The sequence below is a fragment of the Pristimantibacillus sp. Z349TD_6 genome, assembly GCF_056173205.1.
In genome coordinates this window covers 7,419,522-7,438,895 of the sequence record NZ_CM149662.1, presented here as the reverse complement: position 1 = coordinate 7,438,895, position 19,374 = coordinate 7,419,522, and the positions used below count along the sequence as shown (strand labels likewise).

At 46.0% G+C, this 19,374-nt stretch carries 21 protein-coding genes; all 21 read left to right on the top strand.

Annotation, left to right across the window (positions count from 1 at the left end):
- Window positions 1–35 precede the first annotated feature (35 nt).
- The 21 genes from wecB (at window position 36) to nuoH (ending at window position 19,362) form a co-directional block, all read left to right on the top strand.
- Window positions 36–1,184, top strand: a complete 1,149-nt coding sequence (wecB, locus tag AC0VYE_RS32235) for a non-hydrolyzing UDP-N-acetylglucosamine 2-epimerase (protein WP_054025466.1) — start codon at window positions 36–38, stop codon at window positions 1,182–1,184.
- 190 nt (window positions 1,185–1,374) lie between these two features.
- A complete protein-coding gene (locus AC0VYE_RS32230) occupies window positions 1,375–1,608 on the top strand; it encodes an AtpZ/AtpI family protein (RefSeq protein WP_076266259.1) in 234 nt (77 codons plus the stop codon).
- Complete coding sequence (locus AC0VYE_RS32225) at window positions 1,601–1,969, top strand: ATP synthase subunit I (RefSeq protein ID WP_076266258.1); 369 nt, start codon at window positions 1,601–1,603, stop codon at window positions 1,967–1,969. Before AC0VYE_RS32230 ends, AC0VYE_RS32225 begins: the two co-directional genes overlap by 8 nt.
- A 22-nt stretch (window positions 1,970–1,991) precedes the next feature.
- On the top strand, window positions 1,992–2,756 hold the full coding sequence (gene atpB, locus AC0VYE_RS32220) for a F0F1 ATP synthase subunit A (protein ID WP_076266257.1): 765 nt from the start codon (window positions 1,992–1,994) through the stop codon (window positions 2,754–2,756).
- A 76-nt stretch (window positions 2,757–2,832) separates the two neighbouring features.
- Window positions 2,833–3,048: a F0F1 ATP synthase subunit C gene (gene atpE, locus AC0VYE_RS32215; protein WP_053373757.1), complete on the top strand. Its 216-nt coding sequence runs from the start codon at window positions 2,833–2,835 to the stop codon at window positions 3,046–3,048.
- 85 nt (window positions 3,049–3,133) lie between these two features.
- On the top strand, window positions 3,134–3,616 hold the full coding sequence (atpF, locus tag AC0VYE_RS32210) for a F0F1 ATP synthase subunit B (RefSeq protein WP_076266256.1): 483 nt from the start codon (window positions 3,134–3,136) through the stop codon (window positions 3,614–3,616).
- A complete protein-coding gene (locus AC0VYE_RS32205) occupies window positions 3,613–4,152 on the top strand; it encodes a F0F1 ATP synthase subunit delta (protein WP_475444869.1) in 540 nt (179 codons plus the stop codon). The genes atpF and AC0VYE_RS32205 overlap by 4 nt, the downstream gene beginning before the upstream one ends.
- 25 nt (window positions 4,153–4,177) lie before the next feature.
- A complete protein-coding gene (atpA, locus tag AC0VYE_RS32200) occupies window positions 4,178–5,692 on the top strand; it encodes a F0F1 ATP synthase subunit alpha (protein WP_076266254.1) in 1,515 nt (504 codons plus the stop codon).
- A gap of 143 nt (window positions 5,693–5,835) precedes the next feature.
- Entirely contained in the window at window positions 5,836–6,696 is an 861-nt protein-coding gene (atpG, locus tag AC0VYE_RS32195; protein WP_054025458.1) for an ATP synthase F1 subunit gamma, read from the top strand.
- 78 nt (window positions 6,697–6,774) lie between these two features.
- A complete protein-coding gene (gene atpD / locus AC0VYE_RS32190; RefSeq protein WP_076266252.1) occupies window positions 6,775–8,178 on the top strand; it encodes a F0F1 ATP synthase subunit beta in 1,404 nt (467 codons plus the stop codon).
- A 24-nt stretch (window positions 8,179–8,202) separates the two neighbouring features.
- The gene (locus AC0VYE_RS32185) at window positions 8,203–8,601 is read left to right on the top strand and encodes a F0F1 ATP synthase subunit epsilon (protein WP_076266251.1); all 399 of its coding nucleotides are present in this window, start codon (window positions 8,203–8,205) and stop codon (window positions 8,599–8,601) included.
- Window positions 8,602–8,903: 302 nt separating this feature from the next.
- Entirely contained in the window at window positions 8,904–11,126 is a 2,223-nt protein-coding gene (locus AC0VYE_RS32180; RefSeq protein WP_475444866.1) for a methyl-accepting chemotaxis protein, read from the top strand.
- Window positions 11,127–11,286: 160 nt separating this feature from the next.
- Window positions 11,287–12,900, top strand: a complete 1,614-nt coding sequence (locus tag AC0VYE_RS32175) for a spore germination protein (RefSeq protein WP_475444864.1) — start codon at window positions 11,287–11,289, stop codon at window positions 12,898–12,900.
- Window positions 12,897–14,153: a Ger(x)C family spore germination protein gene (locus tag AC0VYE_RS32170; RefSeq protein WP_475444862.1), complete on the top strand. Its 1,257-nt coding sequence runs from the start codon at window positions 12,897–12,899 to the stop codon at window positions 14,151–14,153. Before AC0VYE_RS32175 ends, AC0VYE_RS32170 begins: the two co-directional genes overlap by 4 nt.
- A 9-nt stretch (window positions 14,154–14,162) precedes the next feature.
- Complete coding sequence (locus AC0VYE_RS32165) at window positions 14,163–14,405, top strand: hypothetical protein (RefSeq protein WP_076266247.1); 243 nt, start codon at window positions 14,163–14,165, stop codon at window positions 14,403–14,405.
- A gap of 5 nt (window positions 14,406–14,410) precedes the next feature.
- Window positions 14,411–15,646, top strand: a complete 1,236-nt coding sequence (locus tag AC0VYE_RS32160; protein WP_076266246.1) for a GerAB/ArcD/ProY family transporter — start codon at window positions 14,411–14,413, stop codon at window positions 15,644–15,646.
- 136 nt (window positions 15,647–15,782) lie between these two features.
- Window positions 15,783–16,097, top strand: coding sequence for an NADH-quinone oxidoreductase subunit A (locus tag AC0VYE_RS32155; RefSeq protein ID WP_256710814.1), 315 nt, complete (start codon window positions 15,783–15,785; stop codon window positions 16,095–16,097).
- A complete protein-coding gene (locus AC0VYE_RS32150) occupies window positions 16,082–16,600 on the top strand; it encodes a NuoB/complex I 20 kDa subunit family protein (protein ID WP_076266244.1) in 519 nt (172 codons plus the stop codon). The genes AC0VYE_RS32155 and AC0VYE_RS32150 overlap by 16 nt, the downstream gene beginning before the upstream one ends.
- Window positions 16,597–17,238 (top strand): NADH-quinone oxidoreductase subunit C, encoded by a 642-nt coding sequence (locus AC0VYE_RS32145; RefSeq protein ID WP_475444860.1) that lies wholly within the window; start codon window positions 16,597–16,599, stop codon window positions 17,236–17,238. Before AC0VYE_RS32150 ends, AC0VYE_RS32145 begins: the two co-directional genes overlap by 4 nt.
- 7 nt (window positions 17,239–17,245) lie before the next feature.
- Window positions 17,246–18,346: an NADH-quinone oxidoreductase subunit D gene (locus tag AC0VYE_RS32140; RefSeq protein ID WP_475444858.1), complete on the top strand. Its 1,101-nt coding sequence runs from the start codon at window positions 17,246–17,248 to the stop codon at window positions 18,344–18,346.
- Complete coding sequence (gene nuoH / locus AC0VYE_RS32135) at window positions 18,346–19,362, top strand: NADH-quinone oxidoreductase subunit NuoH (protein ID WP_441874694.1); 1,017 nt, start codon at window positions 18,346–18,348, stop codon at window positions 19,360–19,362. The genes AC0VYE_RS32140 and nuoH overlap by 1 nt, the downstream gene beginning before the upstream one ends.
- Window positions 19,363–19,374 lie beyond the last annotated feature (12 nt).

The following is a 19,374-nucleotide window of genomic DNA, read 5'->3' as shown; positions in this document are numbered from 1 at the left end:
AGTGTCGTATGAAATGATAATAGGAGTGGAATCTTTTGTCTAAACTGAAGGTAATGACTATTTTTGGAACACGTCCGGAGGCAGTCAAGATGGCGCCGCTCGTACTCGAGCTCCAGAAGCGAGAGGATGAAATCGAATCGATCGTTTGTGTAACTGCGCAGCATCGCCAGATGCTTGATCAGGTACTCGATTTTTTTGAAATTCATCCAAATTACGATTTGAATGTGATGAAGGATCGTCAAACGTTAACGGAGACGACTGTTCGCGTGCTAGAAGGGCTTGATCCTGTTCTAACGCAAGCGAAGCCTGATATCGTGCTTGTTCATGGCGATACACAGACAACGTTTCTAGCAAGCTATGCAGCGTTTCTTAAGCAAATAAAAGTTGGCCACGTTGAGGCGGGGCTTCGTACTTGGAATAAGCTTTCTCCGTATCCGGAAGAAATGAATCGGCAGCTTGCCGGCGTGCTCTCAGATGTGCATTTTGCTCCGACAGAATGGTCGGCGAACAATTTACGCAAAGAGAACAAGTCGGATGCTGCCATTTATGTGACTGGGAACACCGCTACTGATGTATTCCAATATACGGTGGATGAGTCTTTCTCGCATCCGGTCATCGACTGGGCTAAAGGGAAACGGATGATTCTCATGACAGCACATCGTCGTGAAGCGTTAGGAGAACCGCATCGCAATATTTTCAGAGCGGTGAAACGAATCGCCGACGAGCACGAAGATGTAGTAGTCGTGTATGCGGTACATCCGAATCCAGCGGTTAGAGAGCCTGCGAATGAAATTTTGGGCGATCATCCGCGTATTCGCTTGATTGATCCGCTGGATGTATTCGAGTTCCACAACTTCTACCCGCATGCTTTTATGATTATGACGGATTCCGGCGGTTTGCAAGAAGAGGCTCCATCGTTTGGCGTGCCGACTCTCGTGCTTCGCGATACGACAGAGCGTCCAGAGGGCATCGAAGCAGGAACGCTAGAGTTGGTAGGTACAAATGAGGAGCTGGTGTATAGCAGAGCTCATGCACTGCTAACCGATTCTCAGCTGTATTCTCGCATGAGTCAAGCTGCTAACCCTTATGGGGATGGCACCGCTTCCGAGCGTATTGTAGATGCGATCTTGCATCATTTTGGCAGACTAAAGGATCGTCCTGTTTCGTTCACAGAACGTTCATAGATTACACAGGAGTGATGAGCTGAGAGGCGAATGTACAGCATACAGTAGTACTGTACGGTTTCCGGGACGCACAACACCTTATGTATCAAGGGTTTTGGTCGATCAATTCACCAAAAGTTTGCAGTGATTTCAATTGACAAACGTGTTGTGGCTTGGATAAAATAAATGAGGATTGACAGGGGTATGAACCATGAATAAAAAGGACAGAAGGGACAATCCACTGCTCGCAGCCGGACTAGTCGGCGCACTCGGATTGCAAGTCGCTGTATGTATCTTTTTAGGCTATTGGATCGGCTCTTCTCTCGGGAACCGTTTTGGGGACGCGAAGGGATGGACGCTCGGTGGCATACTGGTCGGTCTGGCTGTCGGACTACTCTCAGCCATTCTGCTTGTTAAGAAGGTTATGGAGGACGCCGATGGATAAAATAATGAAGACAGCATTACGTACGCTTATTTATGCAATGGCGGTATGCCTAATTGTATGGGCTTTCTTGCCGGACTGGCGTACGGTGTCTCTCGGTCTTCTTGTGGGATTGGCAGCAAGTTCCATGAATGCGTTTTTACTAAGACGCAGAGTAGAAATGGTCACCCTAGGAGCAGCGGGGGTTGGACCACGCAAGAGAGGTCTTGGTCTAGGAAACCGCATCGCAACAGTGTTGCTGGTTGCCATGATCGCCTATCGTTTTCCGGAGGATCTCAGCATGCCGGCCGCGTTAGCTGGCTGTATGGTCATGCCGTTTATTCTTTTGGTAGCAGCATATATTCACAATAAACGACAATCTTAGCGGAAAGGGGTGAAAATTTTAGATGCATGAATTTCCGGTGATGCCACTGGGGCCGTTTAATATTGACATTTCGACCTTGGTAGCACTTGTGGTTTCAGTCATTGTGACGTTCTTGATCGCTAAGCTGGCTGTTCGCAACCTTTCGGTGGACAACCCTTCGAAGATGCAGAACTTTTTGGAATGGGTCGTTGATTTCGTTCAAAACTTTATTTCAAGCACAATGCCTGCAAAACGAGTCAGACCGTTCATTTCTTTAGGAATGACGCTGATTATGTTCATTTTCATCTCCAACCTGCTCGGTTTGCCTTTCGGTATCGTAACCGAAACTACTACTGTTAATGAAAATATCGGTGTTACGCAGGAATTATTGGATGAGAAGCATGGTCATATTGAACTTGCTTGGTGGAAATCGCCAACTGCTGATATTTCAGTAACGGCAGGGTTAGCGCTTATCGTATTCGTAATCGTCCATTTCCTTGGTCTGAAACAGAATAGAAAGCACTACTTGAAACATTATTTCCATCCATACCCAATATTCTTCCCAGTTAACCTTATTGAGACAATCGCTAAGCCAGTAACACTTGCGCTTCGGTTGTTCGCTAACATCTTCGCAGGTGAAGTACTGATTGCAACAATCCTGATGATGGGCTGGATTGGTACGCCGTTCCTGGTTGCATGGCAGGGCTTCAGTCTTTTTGTAGGCGGTATTCAAGCTTTCTTGTTCACGATTCTTACGATGGTATATATTTCACAAGCTGCCATTCACGATGAAGAGGAAGCACATTAATTTTCGCTTTATGCCTTAATTCAACATTGAGGTTGGTTATACAAAAAAACAACAATTTTCGAGGAGGATTTTAAAAATGGAATTATTAGCAGCAGCTTTGGCAGTAGGTTTGGGTGCAGTTGGCGCGGGTGTAGGTAACGGTATGATCGTTAGTAAAACAGTTGAAGGTATCGCTCGTCAGCCTGAACTTCAAGGTAAATTGCAAACAACAATGTTCATCGGTGTAGGTATCGTCGAAGTTGTGCCTATCATCGGCGTAGTTATCGGCTTCTTGGCTTTCTTCCAAGCTTAATAACTGAAATTGGCGGGGAAGGCCTTAGCCCTCTTCGCCTTCGTTATGATTAAGACAATATTGTGGTGAGAAAGGAGCGGCATCTATGTCATGGCATTGGGAATCAACAGTAATCGCAATGGTTGCATTTGGTGTTTTGTACTGGTTACTCAGTAAGTACGCATTTGGACCATTATTCGAAGTAATGGAGAAGCGCAGACAGCTTGTGCTTGAACAAATGAATACAGCTGAGAACAGTCGTAAAGCAGCTGAGCAGCAAATGGAAGAGCAGAAGGCTGCACTCCAACAAGCTCGCAAAGAAGCTTACGAAATTATTGAACAATCCAGAACAACGAGCTCGAAGCAAGCAGACGAGATCGTTCAAACAGCAAAAACAGAAGCATCCCGTCTGAAAGACGATGCTCTCAAAGATATCGAAAGCGAGAAAAACAAAGCAATTGCAGCGCTTCGTACTGAAGTTGGCGGCATCTCCGTAAAAATCGCATCGAAAATTATTGAGAAGCAAGTGGATGAGAAATCACAAGAACAGCTTGTTGGTCAATATTTGAAAGAAGTTGGAAATAAATGAGCCGCGATGCAGTCGTAGCGAAGCGCTACGCTAAAGCACTGTTCGAGGTTGCACAGCAGCAAAAGGTTGTTTCAGAGGTTCAGGAGCAGCTTAAGCTGATCGTGCAAGCTCTTGAGCAGGACGCTGACATTGAAAAGTTCCTGTCTGTTCCAAGTATTGCTCCAGAACAAAAGATTGCTGTTCTTAAAGCAGCATTCGGTGATCGAGTATCTACACTGGTATTCAACACTGTACAGATTCTTATTACTCGCAGACGCCAAGATATTATTGCTGAGGTTTATGCAGCATATACGAAGGTTGCGGGAGATTCGCTCGGTCAAGCACATGCTACGGTTTATTCCGCACAAGCTTTGTCTGATGCTGAGCTTGCTAACGTAGCGGCGCAGTTCGGACAATTGACTGGCAAAGCTATTATTGCTGAGCAAATAGTAGAACCTTCATTGCTAGGTGGCGTACAAGTGCGCATCGGCGACCGTCTTTATGATGGAAGCTTGTCCGGCAAGTTGGAACGTTTACAAAAATCGTTTAAAATCTAATGCACTGTAGATAGGGGTGAACGAATTGAGTATCAGACCTGATGAAATCAGCACGCTGATTAAACAACAGATCGAAAATTTTAAATCCGAAATTCAAGTCGTAGACGTCGGCACCGTAATCAATGTCGGTGACGGTATCGCCCGCGTACACGGTTTGGAAAATGCGATGCAGGGTGAATTGCTCGAATTCTCAAACGGTGTAGTCGGTATGGCTTTGAACCTCGAAGAAAGCAACGTCGGTGTCGTTATCCTTGGACCATACACGGATATTCGCGAAGGCGATCAAGTTAAACGTACAGGCCGTATCATGGAAGTACCTGTCGGCGAAGAGCTTCTTGGCCGCGTAGTAAATCCACTTGGACAGCCACTTGATGGTAAAGGTCCAATCAACACGACTCAATTCCGTGCGATTGAATCTCCAGCACCAGGCGTAATTGACCGTAAATCGGTTCATGAGCCTATGCAAACAGGTATGAAAGCTATCGACGCAATGGTACCAGTAGGCCGCGGACAACGTGAGCTTATCATCGGTGACCGTCAAACGGGTAAAACATCCATTGCAATCGATGCAATCATCAACCAAAAAGGCAACGGCGTAAAATGTATTTACGTAGCTGTTGGTCAAAAACAATCCACTGTTGCAAACGTAGTGGAAACACTTCGTCGCCACGGTGCTCTTGAATACACGATCGTAGTAACTGCTGGTGCATCTGAGCCGGCTCCATTGCTCTTCCTAGCTCCTTATGCTGGTTGTACAATGGGCGAGTACTTCATGTACAAAGGCGAGCATGTTCTTGTTATCTACGATGATCTATCGAAACAAGCTGCTGCTTACCGTGAGCTTTCCCTATTGCTTCGTCGTCCACCGGGTCGTGAAGCATACCCAGGTGATGTATTCTACCTTCACTCCCGTTTGCTAGAGCGTGCGGCTAAACTAAGCGACGCTAGAGGCGGCGGTTCAATGACGGCATTGCCATTCATTGAGACACAAGCATCAGACGTATCGGCATACATTCCTACGAATGTTATCTCGATTACAGACGGTCAAATCTTCCTAGAAGCAGATCTGTTCTACTCCGGTCAGCGTCCAGCGGTTAACGTTGGTATCTCTGTATCCCGTGTAGGTGGTTCCGCTCAAATCAAGGCAATGAAAAAGGTTGCTGGTACGCTTCGTCTGGATCTTGCGGCTTACCGTGAGCTTCAAGCGTTCTCGCAGTTCGGTTCCGACCTTGACAAATCGACGTTAGCTCGCCTTAACCGCGGTGCGCGCACGATGGAAATTCTTAAACAAGACGTTAACAAGCCGATGCCTGTTGAGAAGCAAGTTATCTCAATCTTCTCTGCTGTTAAAGGTCATTTGGATGAGATTCCAGTTGGCGATATCCTTCGCTTTGAGGAAGAGTTCCACGCGTACCTCGATTCGAACAGCCCTGAAATTGGCCAATCGATCCGCGATACTAAGGATCTTGTTGCTGACAACGAGAAAGCTCTCGTTGAAGCTATCAATAAATTTAAGAAAAGCTTCTCTGTATCGGCATAATTAAGCATATACGGGTGAAACTTATACCTTCTTATAATCCAATATAAATCGAAGCCCGTTCTTAATGTTCGGGCCTAGATAACTTTCTCCACCAACACCAGGCTTTGGAGCAGGTCCAAAGCAACAAAGGCGGGTGAAACCAAATGGCAAAAGGTATGCGCGATATTAAACGCGAAATCAAGAGTAAACAAAATACGAAGCAGATTACGAAAGCGATGGAGATGGTTGCCGCTTCCCGCCTAAGAAAGGCACAAGAAGCAGCGCAAGCATCACGCCCATATGCTGAGAAGCTGAAGGAAGTTGTAGCAAGCATCGCAGCTGGCACTAAAGATGTGAAGCATCCGATGCTAGAGAAGCGTCCAGTGAAAAAAACGGGTTATCTCGTTATTACATCGGACCGTGGACTAGCGGGCGGCTACAATGCGAATATTCTTCGTAAAGTAACGCAAACGATTCGAGAGAATCATAAGTCGACGGATGAATATGTATTGTTCGTTATCGGACGGAAAGGTCGCGACTATTTCCGCCGCCGCAATATGACAATCGTTGAGGAAGTTATCGGCTTGCCGGATGCTCCTACATTCGCTGACATTAAATCGGTTGCTTATTCAGCCGTTAATATGTTCTCAGAAGGCGCTTATGATGAGTTGTACTTGTACTATAACGAATTCGTAAATGCGATTACTCAAGTGCCGACAGACGTACGTTTGCTGCCTCTTGCAGAAGTAGGCGGGAACACAGCTGTCACATCGTATGAATACGAGCCATCACCGGAGGGCGTGCTTGAAGTGCTGCTGCCTAAATATGCGGAAACGCTCATTTACAGCGCAGTTCTAGACGGAAAAGCAAGTGAGTTCGGGGCACGTATGACTGCCATGGGAAGCGCCACGAAAAACGCGACGAAAATCATCAACCAATTGACGCTCACTTACAATAGGGCGCGTCAAGCAGCGATTACACAAGAAATTTCCGAGATCGTTGCTGGGGCAAATGCTCAATCTTAATATATACACTGCAAGGGCCAGGCGCTTGCGATAAGCTGACCGGCGTGCAGTTACAAGAAGGAACCAGGAGGGAAAACCATGAAAAAAGGACATGTTGTATCCGTCATGGGTCCGGTCGTAGACTTAGAGTTCGAACGCGGCAATTTGCCGGAAATTTTGAACGCTGTCAAAATCGAGCAAAAGGGCGAAGCAGGCGGCATTGATATTAACTTGACGCTTGAAGTAGCCGTTCACCTCGGTGACAATAAGGTACGTGCCGTAGCTATGAGTACGACAGACGGTCTTGTACGCGGTATGATTGCCGTAGATACAGGCGCACCTATTACTATTCCGGTTGGTGCTTCTACGCTTGGTCGCGTATTTAACGTGCTAGGCCAACCGATTGACGAAGCTGGCGATGCTTCATCGGTAGTTAACCTTCCGATTCACCGCGCAGCACCTGCTTTCGACGAATTGTCCACGCAAGCGGAAATTCTTGAAACAGGAATTAAAGTAATCGATCTTCTCGCTCCATACGCAAAAGGCGGTAAAATCGGCCTCTTCGGCGGCGCGGGCGTAGGTAAAACGGTTACAATTCAAGAGCTTATCAACAACATCGCACAAGAGCACGGCGGTATCTCCGTATTCGCGGGTGTTGGTGAGCGTACTCGTGAAGGTAATGACCTTTACCACGAGATGAAAGATTCCGGCGTACTAAGCAAAACAGCGATGGTATTCGGACAAATGAATGAGCCGCCAGGCGCACGTCAACGCGTTGCTTTGACTGGTCTGACAATGGCTGAGTATTTCCGTGACGAAGAAGGAAAAGACGTACTATTGTTCGTCGATAACATCTTCCGTTTCACACAAGCAGGCTCCGAGGTTTCGGCCCTTCTAGGCCGTATGCCTTCCGCGGTAGGTTACCAGCCAACATTGGCAACTGAAATGGGTCAATTGCAAGAGCGTATTACGTCTACGAAAAAAGGTTCGGTTACTTCGATCCAAGCGATCTATGTACCTGCCGATGACTATACGGATCCAGCTCCAGCAACGACGTTTGCCCACTTGGATGCTACAACGAACTTGGAGCGTAAAATTTCCGAGATGGGTATCTTCCCAGCGGTTGATCCACTCGCGTCATCTTCACGTATCCTAAGCCCATCTGTATTGGGTGCAGAGCACTATAACGTAGCTCAAGGCGTTAAGAAAATTCTACAGCGCTACAAAGAGCTTCAAGATATTATCGCAATCCTTGGTATGGATGAGCTAAGTGAAGAAGATAAATTGACCGTGTCTCGCGCACGTAAAATTCAACTATTCCTTTCTCAACCGTTCCACGTTGCTGAGCCGTTCACAGGAACTAAAGGTAAATATGTACCTGTAAAAGAATCGGTTCGCAGCTTTAAAGAAATTCTCGAGGGCAAACATGACGACCTTCCGGAAGAAGCTTTCCGATATGTTGGTGTGATTGAAGAAGCCGTGGAGAAAGCCAAAACGCTTTAATAGCGAAAGGCGGGAGGAATCCACATGAGTTCTTTTTTAGTAGAGATTGTAACACCTGAGCGTAAAGTATACGCAGAGACTGCTAATATGGTTAGTGTAACAGGCGTTGAAGGTGAGCTTGGCATATTGCCAAATCACATTCCACTTGTCACACCGCTTCGTATTGCACCTGTCGTTATTAAACGCGGTAATCAAGTAGATGTAGTAGCAGTTAATGGAGGCTTCATCGAAGTACGCAAGGATAAGATCGTTATCCTTGCTGAGAGCGCTGAGCTTGCAACTGATATTAACGTTGAACGTGCAGAAGCCGCTAAACAGCGTGCTCAGCAGCGTCTTGCTGCGAAGCAAGACCAAGTTGATTTCCGCCGTGCAGAGCTTGCTTTGCAGCGTGCGATGAATCGTCTGCATATTAAACACAAATAAGCAACAACCACTAAAGCACTGTCAGCGCCTTTAAGGCGCTGGCGGTGCTTTTTTTTATAGGAAAAGAGAGGTTAGATGTAAAGATAGCTAATATGTAACATATTATAGTGTGAATAAAAGTCAGCGCTGATTTTCAATGTCAGGTTGATTCGAATATTCGTGTTTAACCCCCTATTCGGTGTTATGTATTCTGAAATACGCTTATTTTCGACAAAAAAACTAATTATTTGTATATAATTCTCCCTAATATATGTTAATATAGTTAACATCATAGACAATGAAAATAGCGGGGGGAGAATCATATGTTTGACTGGCTAGGTATGAAAGTAGGGTTTCCGCTCTGGGTTTCATGGCAATTGAATAAAGATATGAAAACAGATGTCGAGCAAAGCTTTGAGGGGATTGCGGAGACACGTAAGGAATTGCTAACTGCGTGGGCAATGGAGTATTGGAATTACATCGATCAATTGGGTGGCCAACTGACAGAGCTCCTCGCTCAAAACAAGGATTTTTCTACTTCTACTGAACAGTCACAAATAGAACGATTATTTGAAAGAACATATGCTCGAGCGATCGATATAACCGAGCTGTTTTTACTCGATGTGAAGCAAACCGTTATCAGCTCCACACACAGTCCGCATATTGGGACAATCTATCAAGAAGATAGCAGCTTGCAGCTTGGACTGAGCTACACTAAGCAGTTGAGCAGCCCTCGTCGATGCTTGTTTGGGCCTTATAGTGATTCTCTCACTTTAAAGCTAGGAGCGCGTTCTTCCTCTTTTCATGACAAAATGACTCTATTATTTATGCTTCCAATTACGTTAAATGGCAGCTTTGCAGGGACGTTATGCGCGCGTGTGCCGAATGATGTACTAGGAGATTTAATTCAGCGAGAATCGGGCCACGTCTATCCAGATTCGGGTGATAATTATATCTTTATGGCGAAGGCAGGCCTGAATACTCATATAGCGCCAGGGACGGCTTTATCTCGAAGCAGGTTCGAGGATCGAACATTCACACATGGTGAAAATCTTAAGGATGGCGTAACAACTGATTGGGGCAAAGTTTCGATCAAGGAGCATACAGAGCTTGAAATTGTTTTTAATGATCCGGCAACTGGGCAGCTTCATCCTGGGGTTGCGAATACCATTGCAAGCGACAGCAATCTATTCGTTGAATATCCAGGTTATTCGGATTATAGGCATATATCGGTTATTGGCAAGGGAGTGACCTTTCAGCTGCCGCATTGTCCGGACAAATGGGGGATGATGTGCGAGGGTGACTTGGAGGAAGTATACCGCATTCGCAGTATAGGCTGGAGACAACGCAAGCAGCAGCTAATATCGATTACGAGTGTTAGTATTTTGTCGGCATTGCTTATGTTATTTATTGCCGTTCATGCTCCAATCTGGGTGACTGCAACAGCGGCAGGTTTATTCAATCTTGTATTTGGATTGTTATTCAGTTTTACCTTTCAAAATAGGGAATCGAAGCGTGTCGTATCGCATCTGCGCCAAATTAATCGTTTTATTCGCATAAATGCAGAAGGAAAGGGCGATCTGACACAGCGCTTGCAGCTTAATCATTTTGATAATGATGAATCGAAAGAATTAGCAAAATGGATTAATAATATGATAGATTCCTTGGAAGGCATTATGCTGCAGGTTAAGCTTGCCTCCTCTGATGTTTTATCCAGCCAGTATGTCCTAAACGAATCAGCGGCTGTCACTTCAGCTTCAACGGAACGAGTCAGCGGAAAAGTATCCGATATGATTGGAAGCATTAGATTGCAATTGAAGGATATTGATATGGCGAAGGATGCTGCAGGCGATATGCAGGCAACGCTGAAACAGATCGAAGAGCAGGCAGCTGGGCAGATTGAGGTAGCCAAAGCCGAGGTTGATCGCATCGGGGACAAAATGCTCCACATTTCTGCCAAGGTAGGGGAAACCAACGGAACAATCCATAAATTTATGGATACGGTGCAAGAAATACAAGGGGTCTTGCATGTCATTGAAGAAATATCTGCACAAACGAATTTATTAGCGCTTAATGCATCAATCGAGGCAGCAAGGGTTGGTGAGCAAGGCAGAGGTTTTGCCGTTGTGGCGTCGGAAATTCGCAAGCTTGCCGATATGACCAAAAAATCGACCGAGGAAGTGCATGAAATTACTCGTCACATTTATGATGAAGCGAAACAAGCGTACGCCTCTATGGATGAAGGTACTCGCGTGGTTGAGGAGGGCAATCAGCTTGTAGCAGCCGCTGCCAGTACGCTTGCTTCCGCACATGCCGAGGATCATCGCAAGACGCAGGTCGTTGATGAGGTCGTGCAGCTGATGGAGAAAATCGCGCTGGTAAGCAGAGAGAATCGGAAGATTTCTTCTGATGTAGAGAGCAAAGTGCAAGAGCTCATAGGCGAAATGACGAATGTGAGACAAACGTCTCAGAGTGTGGAGTCTATAACGACGCTGCTTCAACAGCTTGTTGGCCAGTTTAAGCTGACAGAATCACGAATAAGATAAGTGAACGAGATAGGGTTGCAGAAGTCCGTGTAAAACGGAGCTGCGGCTCTTTTTTTTATGCGATGCATTCTTTAATCAACTAAGACTCAATACATAATTATGCCATGGAAGAGTTATCCTAAGCATCAATCCGATTGTGCAACAGAAAGGAGATGGGTAAATGTTCCGAACCTATAAGCAGGGCAATGGCAGCGCTGGCAAAAAGGCTGATAAGCGTATAACCAAAGCAGAGATGCATGAAAAGGAGCAGCTTCAGCCTTTTGCGGAGAAGGCCCTTTTCACTTCTCTGGAGCAAAATATGGAGACCATGAAGCGTGAGCTGGGTGAGAGTCAGGATATTATTTATCGTGAGCTGACGTTAACGGATAGAGGCCACACGAAGGCGCTAATTGTTTATGTACAAGGGATGATTGACGATGAACGTCTTGACCATTTTGTCATTCAACCGATGCATGGAGGCAAATACCCGGAGGAGGCTAATTTAGAGCCTGCTGAGCTGCTTGCATTTATGAAAAACAATTTGCTCTCAACTGGTATTATTAATGATTTATGCGATTGGAAGCTATTGTTTCAAAAATTGTTTATGGGCTATTGCGTCATCATGATAGAGGGTGCAACTCAGGCAATAGGAACCAATGTAGTAGGGGGAGCAAGAAGAAGTGTAGAAGAACCGAAAACCGAGATGGCCATACGTGGTCCTAGGGAAGGGTTTACGGAGTCGATTAGAACAAATACATCGCTGATTCGCAGGAAGATACGAAGCCCGAAGCTGTGGATGGAGCAATGGACGATCGGAGAAATTTCACAAACTCCTGTATGCATCATGTATGTCAAAGATTTAGCGGATGAGAATGTGCTTACGGATTTAAGAGAACGTTCGGAAGAAATACAAATTGACGGCATACTTGAATCCGGTTATATCGAGGAATTAATTACGGATCAGAAGTGGTCGCCGTTTCCTACCATCATGAGTGTAGAGCGGCCGGATGCTGTAGCGGGCAATTTACTTGAAGGCCGAATAGCGATCTTTGTTGATGGGACGCCATTTGTTCTGATCGTACCCACGATTTTAAATATGTTTTTTCAGGCTTCAGAAGATTATTATCAGCGGTTTGATATCGCGACATTTCTGCGGCTGCTTCGTTTTGTATCTTTTTTAATCGCACTGCTTATGCCGTCGATTTATGTCGCGATCGTTGGATATCATCAGGAAATGATACCGACTCAGCTGCTGCTAAAGCTTGCGGCACAGCGGGAGGGCGTGCCTTTTCCCGCCTATTTGGAAGCTTTTATTATGGAATTTGTATTTGAAATATTACGGGAAGCCGTTGTACGAATGCCTAGTGCTGCGGGTAACACGATATCGATTGTTGGAGGTCTTGTTATCGGACAGTCGGTCGTAGAGGCAGGAATCGTCTCGCCAGCCGTCGTTATCGTCGTTTCCTTCACAGCGATTGCCAGCTTCGTATCTCCTAACTACAGTCTTGGAATTGCGGCTAGGCTGCTGCGCTTTCTGCTGCTTCTAGCAGCGTCGACACTCGGTTTTTATGGAATTGGATTAGTTGTGCTGCTGCTTCTGCTGCATTTGAGCAATTTAAGATCGTTTGGCATGCCCTATATCAAACCATTCGCCCCGATGTATTTTAAGGATATGAAGGATACGCTGGTTAGGGCGCCACTTTGGATGATGCGGGAACGGCCAGAGAAGCTTGCTTCGAGTAATAGAGTTAGACAAGACATTGAAACGGAGCATAGGAAGGAGCCGCAGCAATGAGCGATGGCAGCGTCAATGCAAGGAAACGGATATTTTCATTCAGGAAAATAGGACGGAAGCTCATTCTTGTATGGACAGTATGTATGCTGGCGGTATTAAACGGCTGTTGGGATTTACGTTATTTGGACAAGCTTGGCGTCGTATACGCCATAGGAGTTGACGATGACCCAACAGGAAAAAACAAGCTTCAGTTGACCGTTCAGGTCGTATTGCCCCAAAACGTTGCAGCGGAAACCAAAGGGGCCATTGGCGGCACTGCGGTGACGACGTTTACGGAAAAAGGGGATACATTGTTTGAGGCGATTCGAAAAATGTCGACAAAAACTTCTAGACGGCTTTTTTTCTCCCACACACAAATGCTTATTATTAGTGAGAGTATGGCTAGAAAAGGCATCTATCCCTTAGTTGATTTAATTGAGAGAAATCCAGATATACGCACTGATATTTCAGTGCTTATTACACGAGGGATGAGAGCGGAGAGTTTGCTTCGATTAACGACGCAAACAGAATCAATTCCTGTTAATCAGCTTCGGGAAATAGTTGAAGTCAATCAGTCTGCGTATGCGTCGAGTTATGTCGTATTAGTCAAAGATTTAACGAGACTATTGGGAAGAGGGAAGCAGCAAGCTGTATTGCCTTCTATTCTGATAGAGGGAAATGAGGAGGTGGGACATTCAAATGACAATTTAAACAGCATTCCTGCAAAAGCGATTCCAGTGCTGTCGACTATGGCTGTTTTTCGCGATGGCAAGCTTGTTGGTTATTTGAAGTCCAAGGATTCAAGAGGTCTATCTTGGCTTCAAAATAAAGTGGAGAGCACTGTCGTAAAACTTGGATGCCCGGAGTCAGAAGGGGAGCTCATTGTTGAGGTGCAGGATACGGCGACCGTGTATAAGGTTAAACAAGATCCGGATGGTCATCCAGTTATACAGGTCCATATTAGTGTAGGGGGTGGAATTCAAGAAATCATGTGCCACGGCGTCAACATCACGGAGGAAAGTGTACTGATCAAGATCGGCAAAATGACAGATAAAGCCATCGAGGAAGAGATAGCGGGCACGATCAATAGCGTACAGAAGAAATTCCACACGGATGTATTAGGGTGGGGAAAAGAGGTTTATTTTCAAAAACCTAATATTTGGAGGAAAATCGAAGCGGACTGGGAAGATATTTTCCCTCAAGTGAAAAGCGAAGTCATCTGTACGACTCAAATAACAGGCTCAGGTGTACGAGGCGAATCTATATCGAAGTGAGTGATTAGCATGATGGCTCTCATTGTCCTCCTCTTATCTTCCGTTATGGTTGGAACGGCAATATGGAGAAGGAATAGCAAAAATAACCGTCAGCGTGAAGGTGGCTGGGCTTTGGTCATTTTAATCATAGGGGTTGGAATTATGGCAGCAAAGCATATGCATCTACCGATACCCAATCCGGCAGATTGGATTACAGCTATATTCTCACCCGTATATAAACCTATATTAAAGTGGATCGAGCAGGGGGCATAACATAAATGAGCAAATTTGCGGGAATAAACAATGCCGAGATTACTTCGGGGCAATGCGCCAAAATATTGTTTTTATTTGCACTAGGAAGTGCAGCGCTCATATTGCCAACAATGGTGACGTCGATTGCCAAGCAGGATGGATGGATTTCAATGGTGCTCGCAGGACCGTTTAATTATTTCATACTGCTCATTTATCTAGCGCTTGCTGATCGTTTTCCAAAGCTGACTTTGGCGCAATACTCAGAAAAACTGCTGGGGGTTTGGCTCGGTAAGGTAGTAACTTTACTGTATATTTTTTATTTTTTGTTGTTAAGCGCATTGGTACTGCGCAATATATCCGATTTTTTGAATTTATCCGTATTGCCAGAGACACCAGAGTGGTTCATTAACCTCACCTTTATGATTGTTGTTGTATATGGCGTTCTTTTAGGCATTGAGACGATTTCGAGAACGGGTGAGATTTTATTTGGATGGGCGGCCTTAGTTATTGGGATTGTTCTCCTTGCTTTGTTCAATCAATTTAATTTTCAAAATTTTGAGCCATTCTTGTACGACGGCTGGATAAGGCCGATTAAGGGGGTCTATCCGATTCTCGGGTTCCCTATTGCAGAATTCGTTTTTATAACGACGATTTTCCCGCTTGTGCGTCAGGAGGATCGTAAAAAATTAAGAAAAAAACTGAAGCTCTCTGTTTTTGCCATTGCGTTTGTAAGTACGCTGATTACGATATTTCTGGTTGCTGTAATGGGTGTGCAAGAAGCGAGCAGAAGTCCGTTTGCCGTCTATGATATGGCGAAAAACATTAATATCGAAGAGATATTAGTGCGTGTTGAAATATTAGTTGCGATGGTTTGGATTGGGACGGTCTTTATGAAGCTTGCGCTTTGCGTTTATGTACTGACGGTCTTAACGGCTCAAATGCTTAAGCTTTCTACCTATCGACCATTGGTCATTCCCTATGCTTTTGTCATTGTGCCTATCTCGCTCATGGTATATCGAAATGCGGCTCATGCGCATGAGTTTGGCATAGGAGTATGGACGGTTTACAGCTTGCTGCATGGTTGTGTTGTACCATTATTGCTGCTCATGGTTGCTGTTATTAGGGGGAAAAAGGATACGAGCGACGGTCGGTTTCAAGATGAGCAGAAGTCCAGCAGCCGCAGGCAAAAAGGGAATGAAGCAGCAGAAGGGGATTCCGATATAACGAACAAGGAACCTGCCCTAGGCACAACTCCATCATAGACGGCAGTGGAAGCATTTGTTATAATTGTGAGGAAAATTGACCAAGCGGCTACCTACTCAAATTTACGGAGGCGATCGTGTGGAACACTACTCCAATAATTATGTCGTCGTGGCTATTTTTATCGTGCTTGGCATTATGCTTCCCGTCGTTGCATTAACTGTAGGAAGACTGCTAAGGCCGAATAAGCCAAGTGAGCTCAAACAAACCACCTATGAAAGCGGAAATGAGCCGGTAGGTGAGGGACAGGTCCGTTTTAACATCCGCTATTACTTGTTTGCACTAATGTTTGTCATCTTTGATGTAGAAACCGTTTTCTTATATCCTTGGGCCGTCGCATATAATAAGCTCGGCTTATTTGTGCTAGTCGAAATGTTGATTTTTGCGGGAATGCTGCTTATTGGTCTTCTATATGCCTGGAAAAAGAAGGTGCTGAAATGGAATTCAGTTTAGAATCAATTTCGTTAGAGGAACGCAAAGAGCTAGAACGCAACGTATTTATGGGCACCTTGGAGCAATTGAAGGCTTGGGCAAGAAGCAACTCGTTATGGCCGCTCACATTTGGTCTTGCTTGCTGTGCGATTGAAATGATGGGAACGGGCGCATCGCATTATGATCTGGATCGTTTTGGAGTGATGTTCCGTACCTCGCCGCGACAGTCTGACGTGATGATTGTGGCCGGTACAGTGACGAAGAAGATGGGTCCCCTTTTACGCAGGCTTTACGATCAAATGCCAGAGCCGAAGTGGGTTATCGCAATGGGATCCTGCGCAACGGCTGGCGGACCTTATATTAAGTCCTATTCAGTCATCAAAGGCGTCGATCAGATCGTGCCTGTTGATGTGTATATTCCGGGCTGTCCGCCTAATCCGGCCGCGCTGATCTATGGCATTAATAAGCTGCAGGAGAAAATCCGCTATGAAGCGAAGACTGGGAAGCGGGTGACCAGTCGATGAGCGAAGAGGATAAACCGGTCGCAGAGACGCCTCCCGTAGACCCGGAGAAGGAAGCCAAGCTGAAGGCAGCTGCGGAAGCACGCGCAGCGAGAGCGGCAGCAAAAGCAAAGGCCGAAGCAGAAGCGAGTGAAGCAGAGCCGGAGCAGCCGAAAGCACCTTCGCCAAGGCAGCCTGAGCTTGATGCCATAGTCGCGCTTCTGAAGCAGGAAGTCGCAGAAGCATCGGTTGAGGACGCCTATGTAAATGAACTGAACGGCGATATGCCGATGATTATCTTACGCAATGAACACTGGCGGGAAGCTGCAAAGCTGCTTAAGGAGCACGAGCAGCTTCAATTTAATTATTTGCGTAATGTGTCAGGTGTCGATTACGAGACCCATATAGAAGTGGTATATCATATGATCTCGCTTGGAACCAAAAGAGAGGTCGGAATTAAGATAAAGACAGAGCGGGAAGCGTCAGCCGTCTATTCGGCAACACCAGTCTGGGCAACAGCGAATTGGAATGAACGTGAAATTTACGATTTACTGGGAGTTGATTTTCCTGGACACCCCGATATGCGGCGGATCATGATGCCTGATGATTGGGTGGGCCATCCGCTGCGCAAAGATTATGAGTCGATAGATTCGGAGGTGTAGGCAGCCCTTGATTCGTACAGAAGAACTGCTACTAAATGTAGGTCCTCAGCATCCAAGCACACATGGCGTATTCCGGATTATCGTTAAGCTCGATGGTGAAGTCATAACCGAAGCGACACCTGTCATGGGTTATTTGCACCGAGGCACCGAGAAGATCGCAGAAAACTTGAATTTCACGCAAATCATCCCCTACACCGATCGAATGGATTACGTCTCTGCAATGACTAATAATTATGTTCTCGTACATGCAGTGGAAACGATGATGGGGCTTGAAGTACCGCAGCGGGCGGAGTATCTCAGGCTTCTCGTTATGGAACTGCAGCGTATAGCCAGCCATCTAGTATGGTGGGGAACTTATCTGCTTGATATTGGGGCAATGAGCCCGTTTCTTTACGCATTCCGTGACCGGGAAATCATTATCGATTTATTTAATGAGCTGTGTGGCGCAAGATTAACTTACAACTACATGCGAGTTGGCGGAGTGAAGTGGGATGCGTCTCCGGGTTGGTTGGACAAAGTGCGCGACTTTATTCCTTATATGGAGAATAAGCTGCAAGAGTATGATAAACTCGTCAGCGGCAACGAAATTTTCCTTGCCCGCATTAAAGGGATAGGGAAATATGATGCGGCAACAGCGATTGATTATGGCTTATCTGGAGCCAACTTGCGTTGTACAGGTGTAGACTTTGATATTCGAAAAGCGGAGCCCTACAGCTTGTACAGCCAATTTGAATTTGATGTGCCGCTTGGAAAAGTGGGAGATTGTTATGATCGCTATCGGATTCGGCTGGAAGAAATCCGCCAAAGCTTGCGTATTTTGAAGCAGGCGCTGGAGCAATTCCCTTCTGGCGGGGAGACGATGGGGAAGGTTCCGCGCGCAATAAGGCCCCCTGCTGGCGAGGTGTATGTGCGGATCGAATCGCCGCGCGGCGAAATTGGCTGCCATATCGTATCCAAAGGGAAAGCAGAACCCTATAGGCTCAAATTCAGAAGACCGTCATTCGTTAATTTGCAAATACTGCCGAAGCTGCTTGTAGGCGAAACGATGACAAACCTCATTACGATACTAGGCGGCATTGATATTGTCGTCGGGGAGGTCGATTGCTAATGCAGTCATGGCTTAACCAATCGCTAACTTGGGGAAATGCACTTGTGCTGTTCCTTTGGGCTGTCGTATTTTTATTCATTGTGCTTGGTTTCGTCACGTACGCCATTTATTTCGAGCGTAAAGTAATCGGGTGGATGCAGCTTCGCATCGGTCCCAATCGCGTAGGGCCCTTTGGCTTGCTGCAGACGGTAGCGGATATTTTTAAGCTGCTCATTAAAGAGGACACGATTCCGCGCAAGGCAGATAGGGCATTGTTCATTCTTGCGCCTGCCCTAGCATACATACCGGCATTCTCCGTACTCGCTGTACTTCCCTATACACAAAACTTATATTTCGCAGATCTGAATGTCGGTTTGCTCTATTATGTAGCCCTGTCAGGCATCTCTACGCTTGCCATCGTACTTGGCGGATGGGCTTCCAATAATAAGTATGCGCTCCTTGGGGGTATGCGCTCGGCGGCACAAATGATAAGCTATGAGGTACCGCTTGTTATTTCGGTAGTAGGCGTTATTTTACTTAGCGGAAGCTTGAATCTGCGCGATATTGTAGCGGCGCAGGATGGCGGCTGGTTTTGGAATTGGAACTTCATCCCTCAAATTATCGGTTTCATTGTCTTTATTATTGCAGCTGTATCCGAGCTCAATCGTACGCCCTTCGATTTGCCGGAGGCGGAATCTGAGCTTGTTGCAGGTTATCATGTTGAATATAGCGGCTTTCGGTTTGCATTTTTTATGCTCTCGGAATACGTATACGTTTATGCCATTGCTGCGTTAACAACCGTATTGTTTCTGGGCGGCTGGCACGCACCGGCGCCATTTCTTGATTTTGTACCGGGCATTATATGGTTTTTGCTCAAGTTTGCGTTTATTGTGTTTTTCTTATTTTGGATTCGCGCTACACTGCCGCGCATACGGGTAGATCAGCTTATGGGTCTTGGCTGGAAGGTGCTGCTGCCGGTGTCGCTGCTTAATGTGTTTCTAACGGCTGTATATTTAGAGTTGTTTATCAAGAATTAGCAAAGGGGAGAA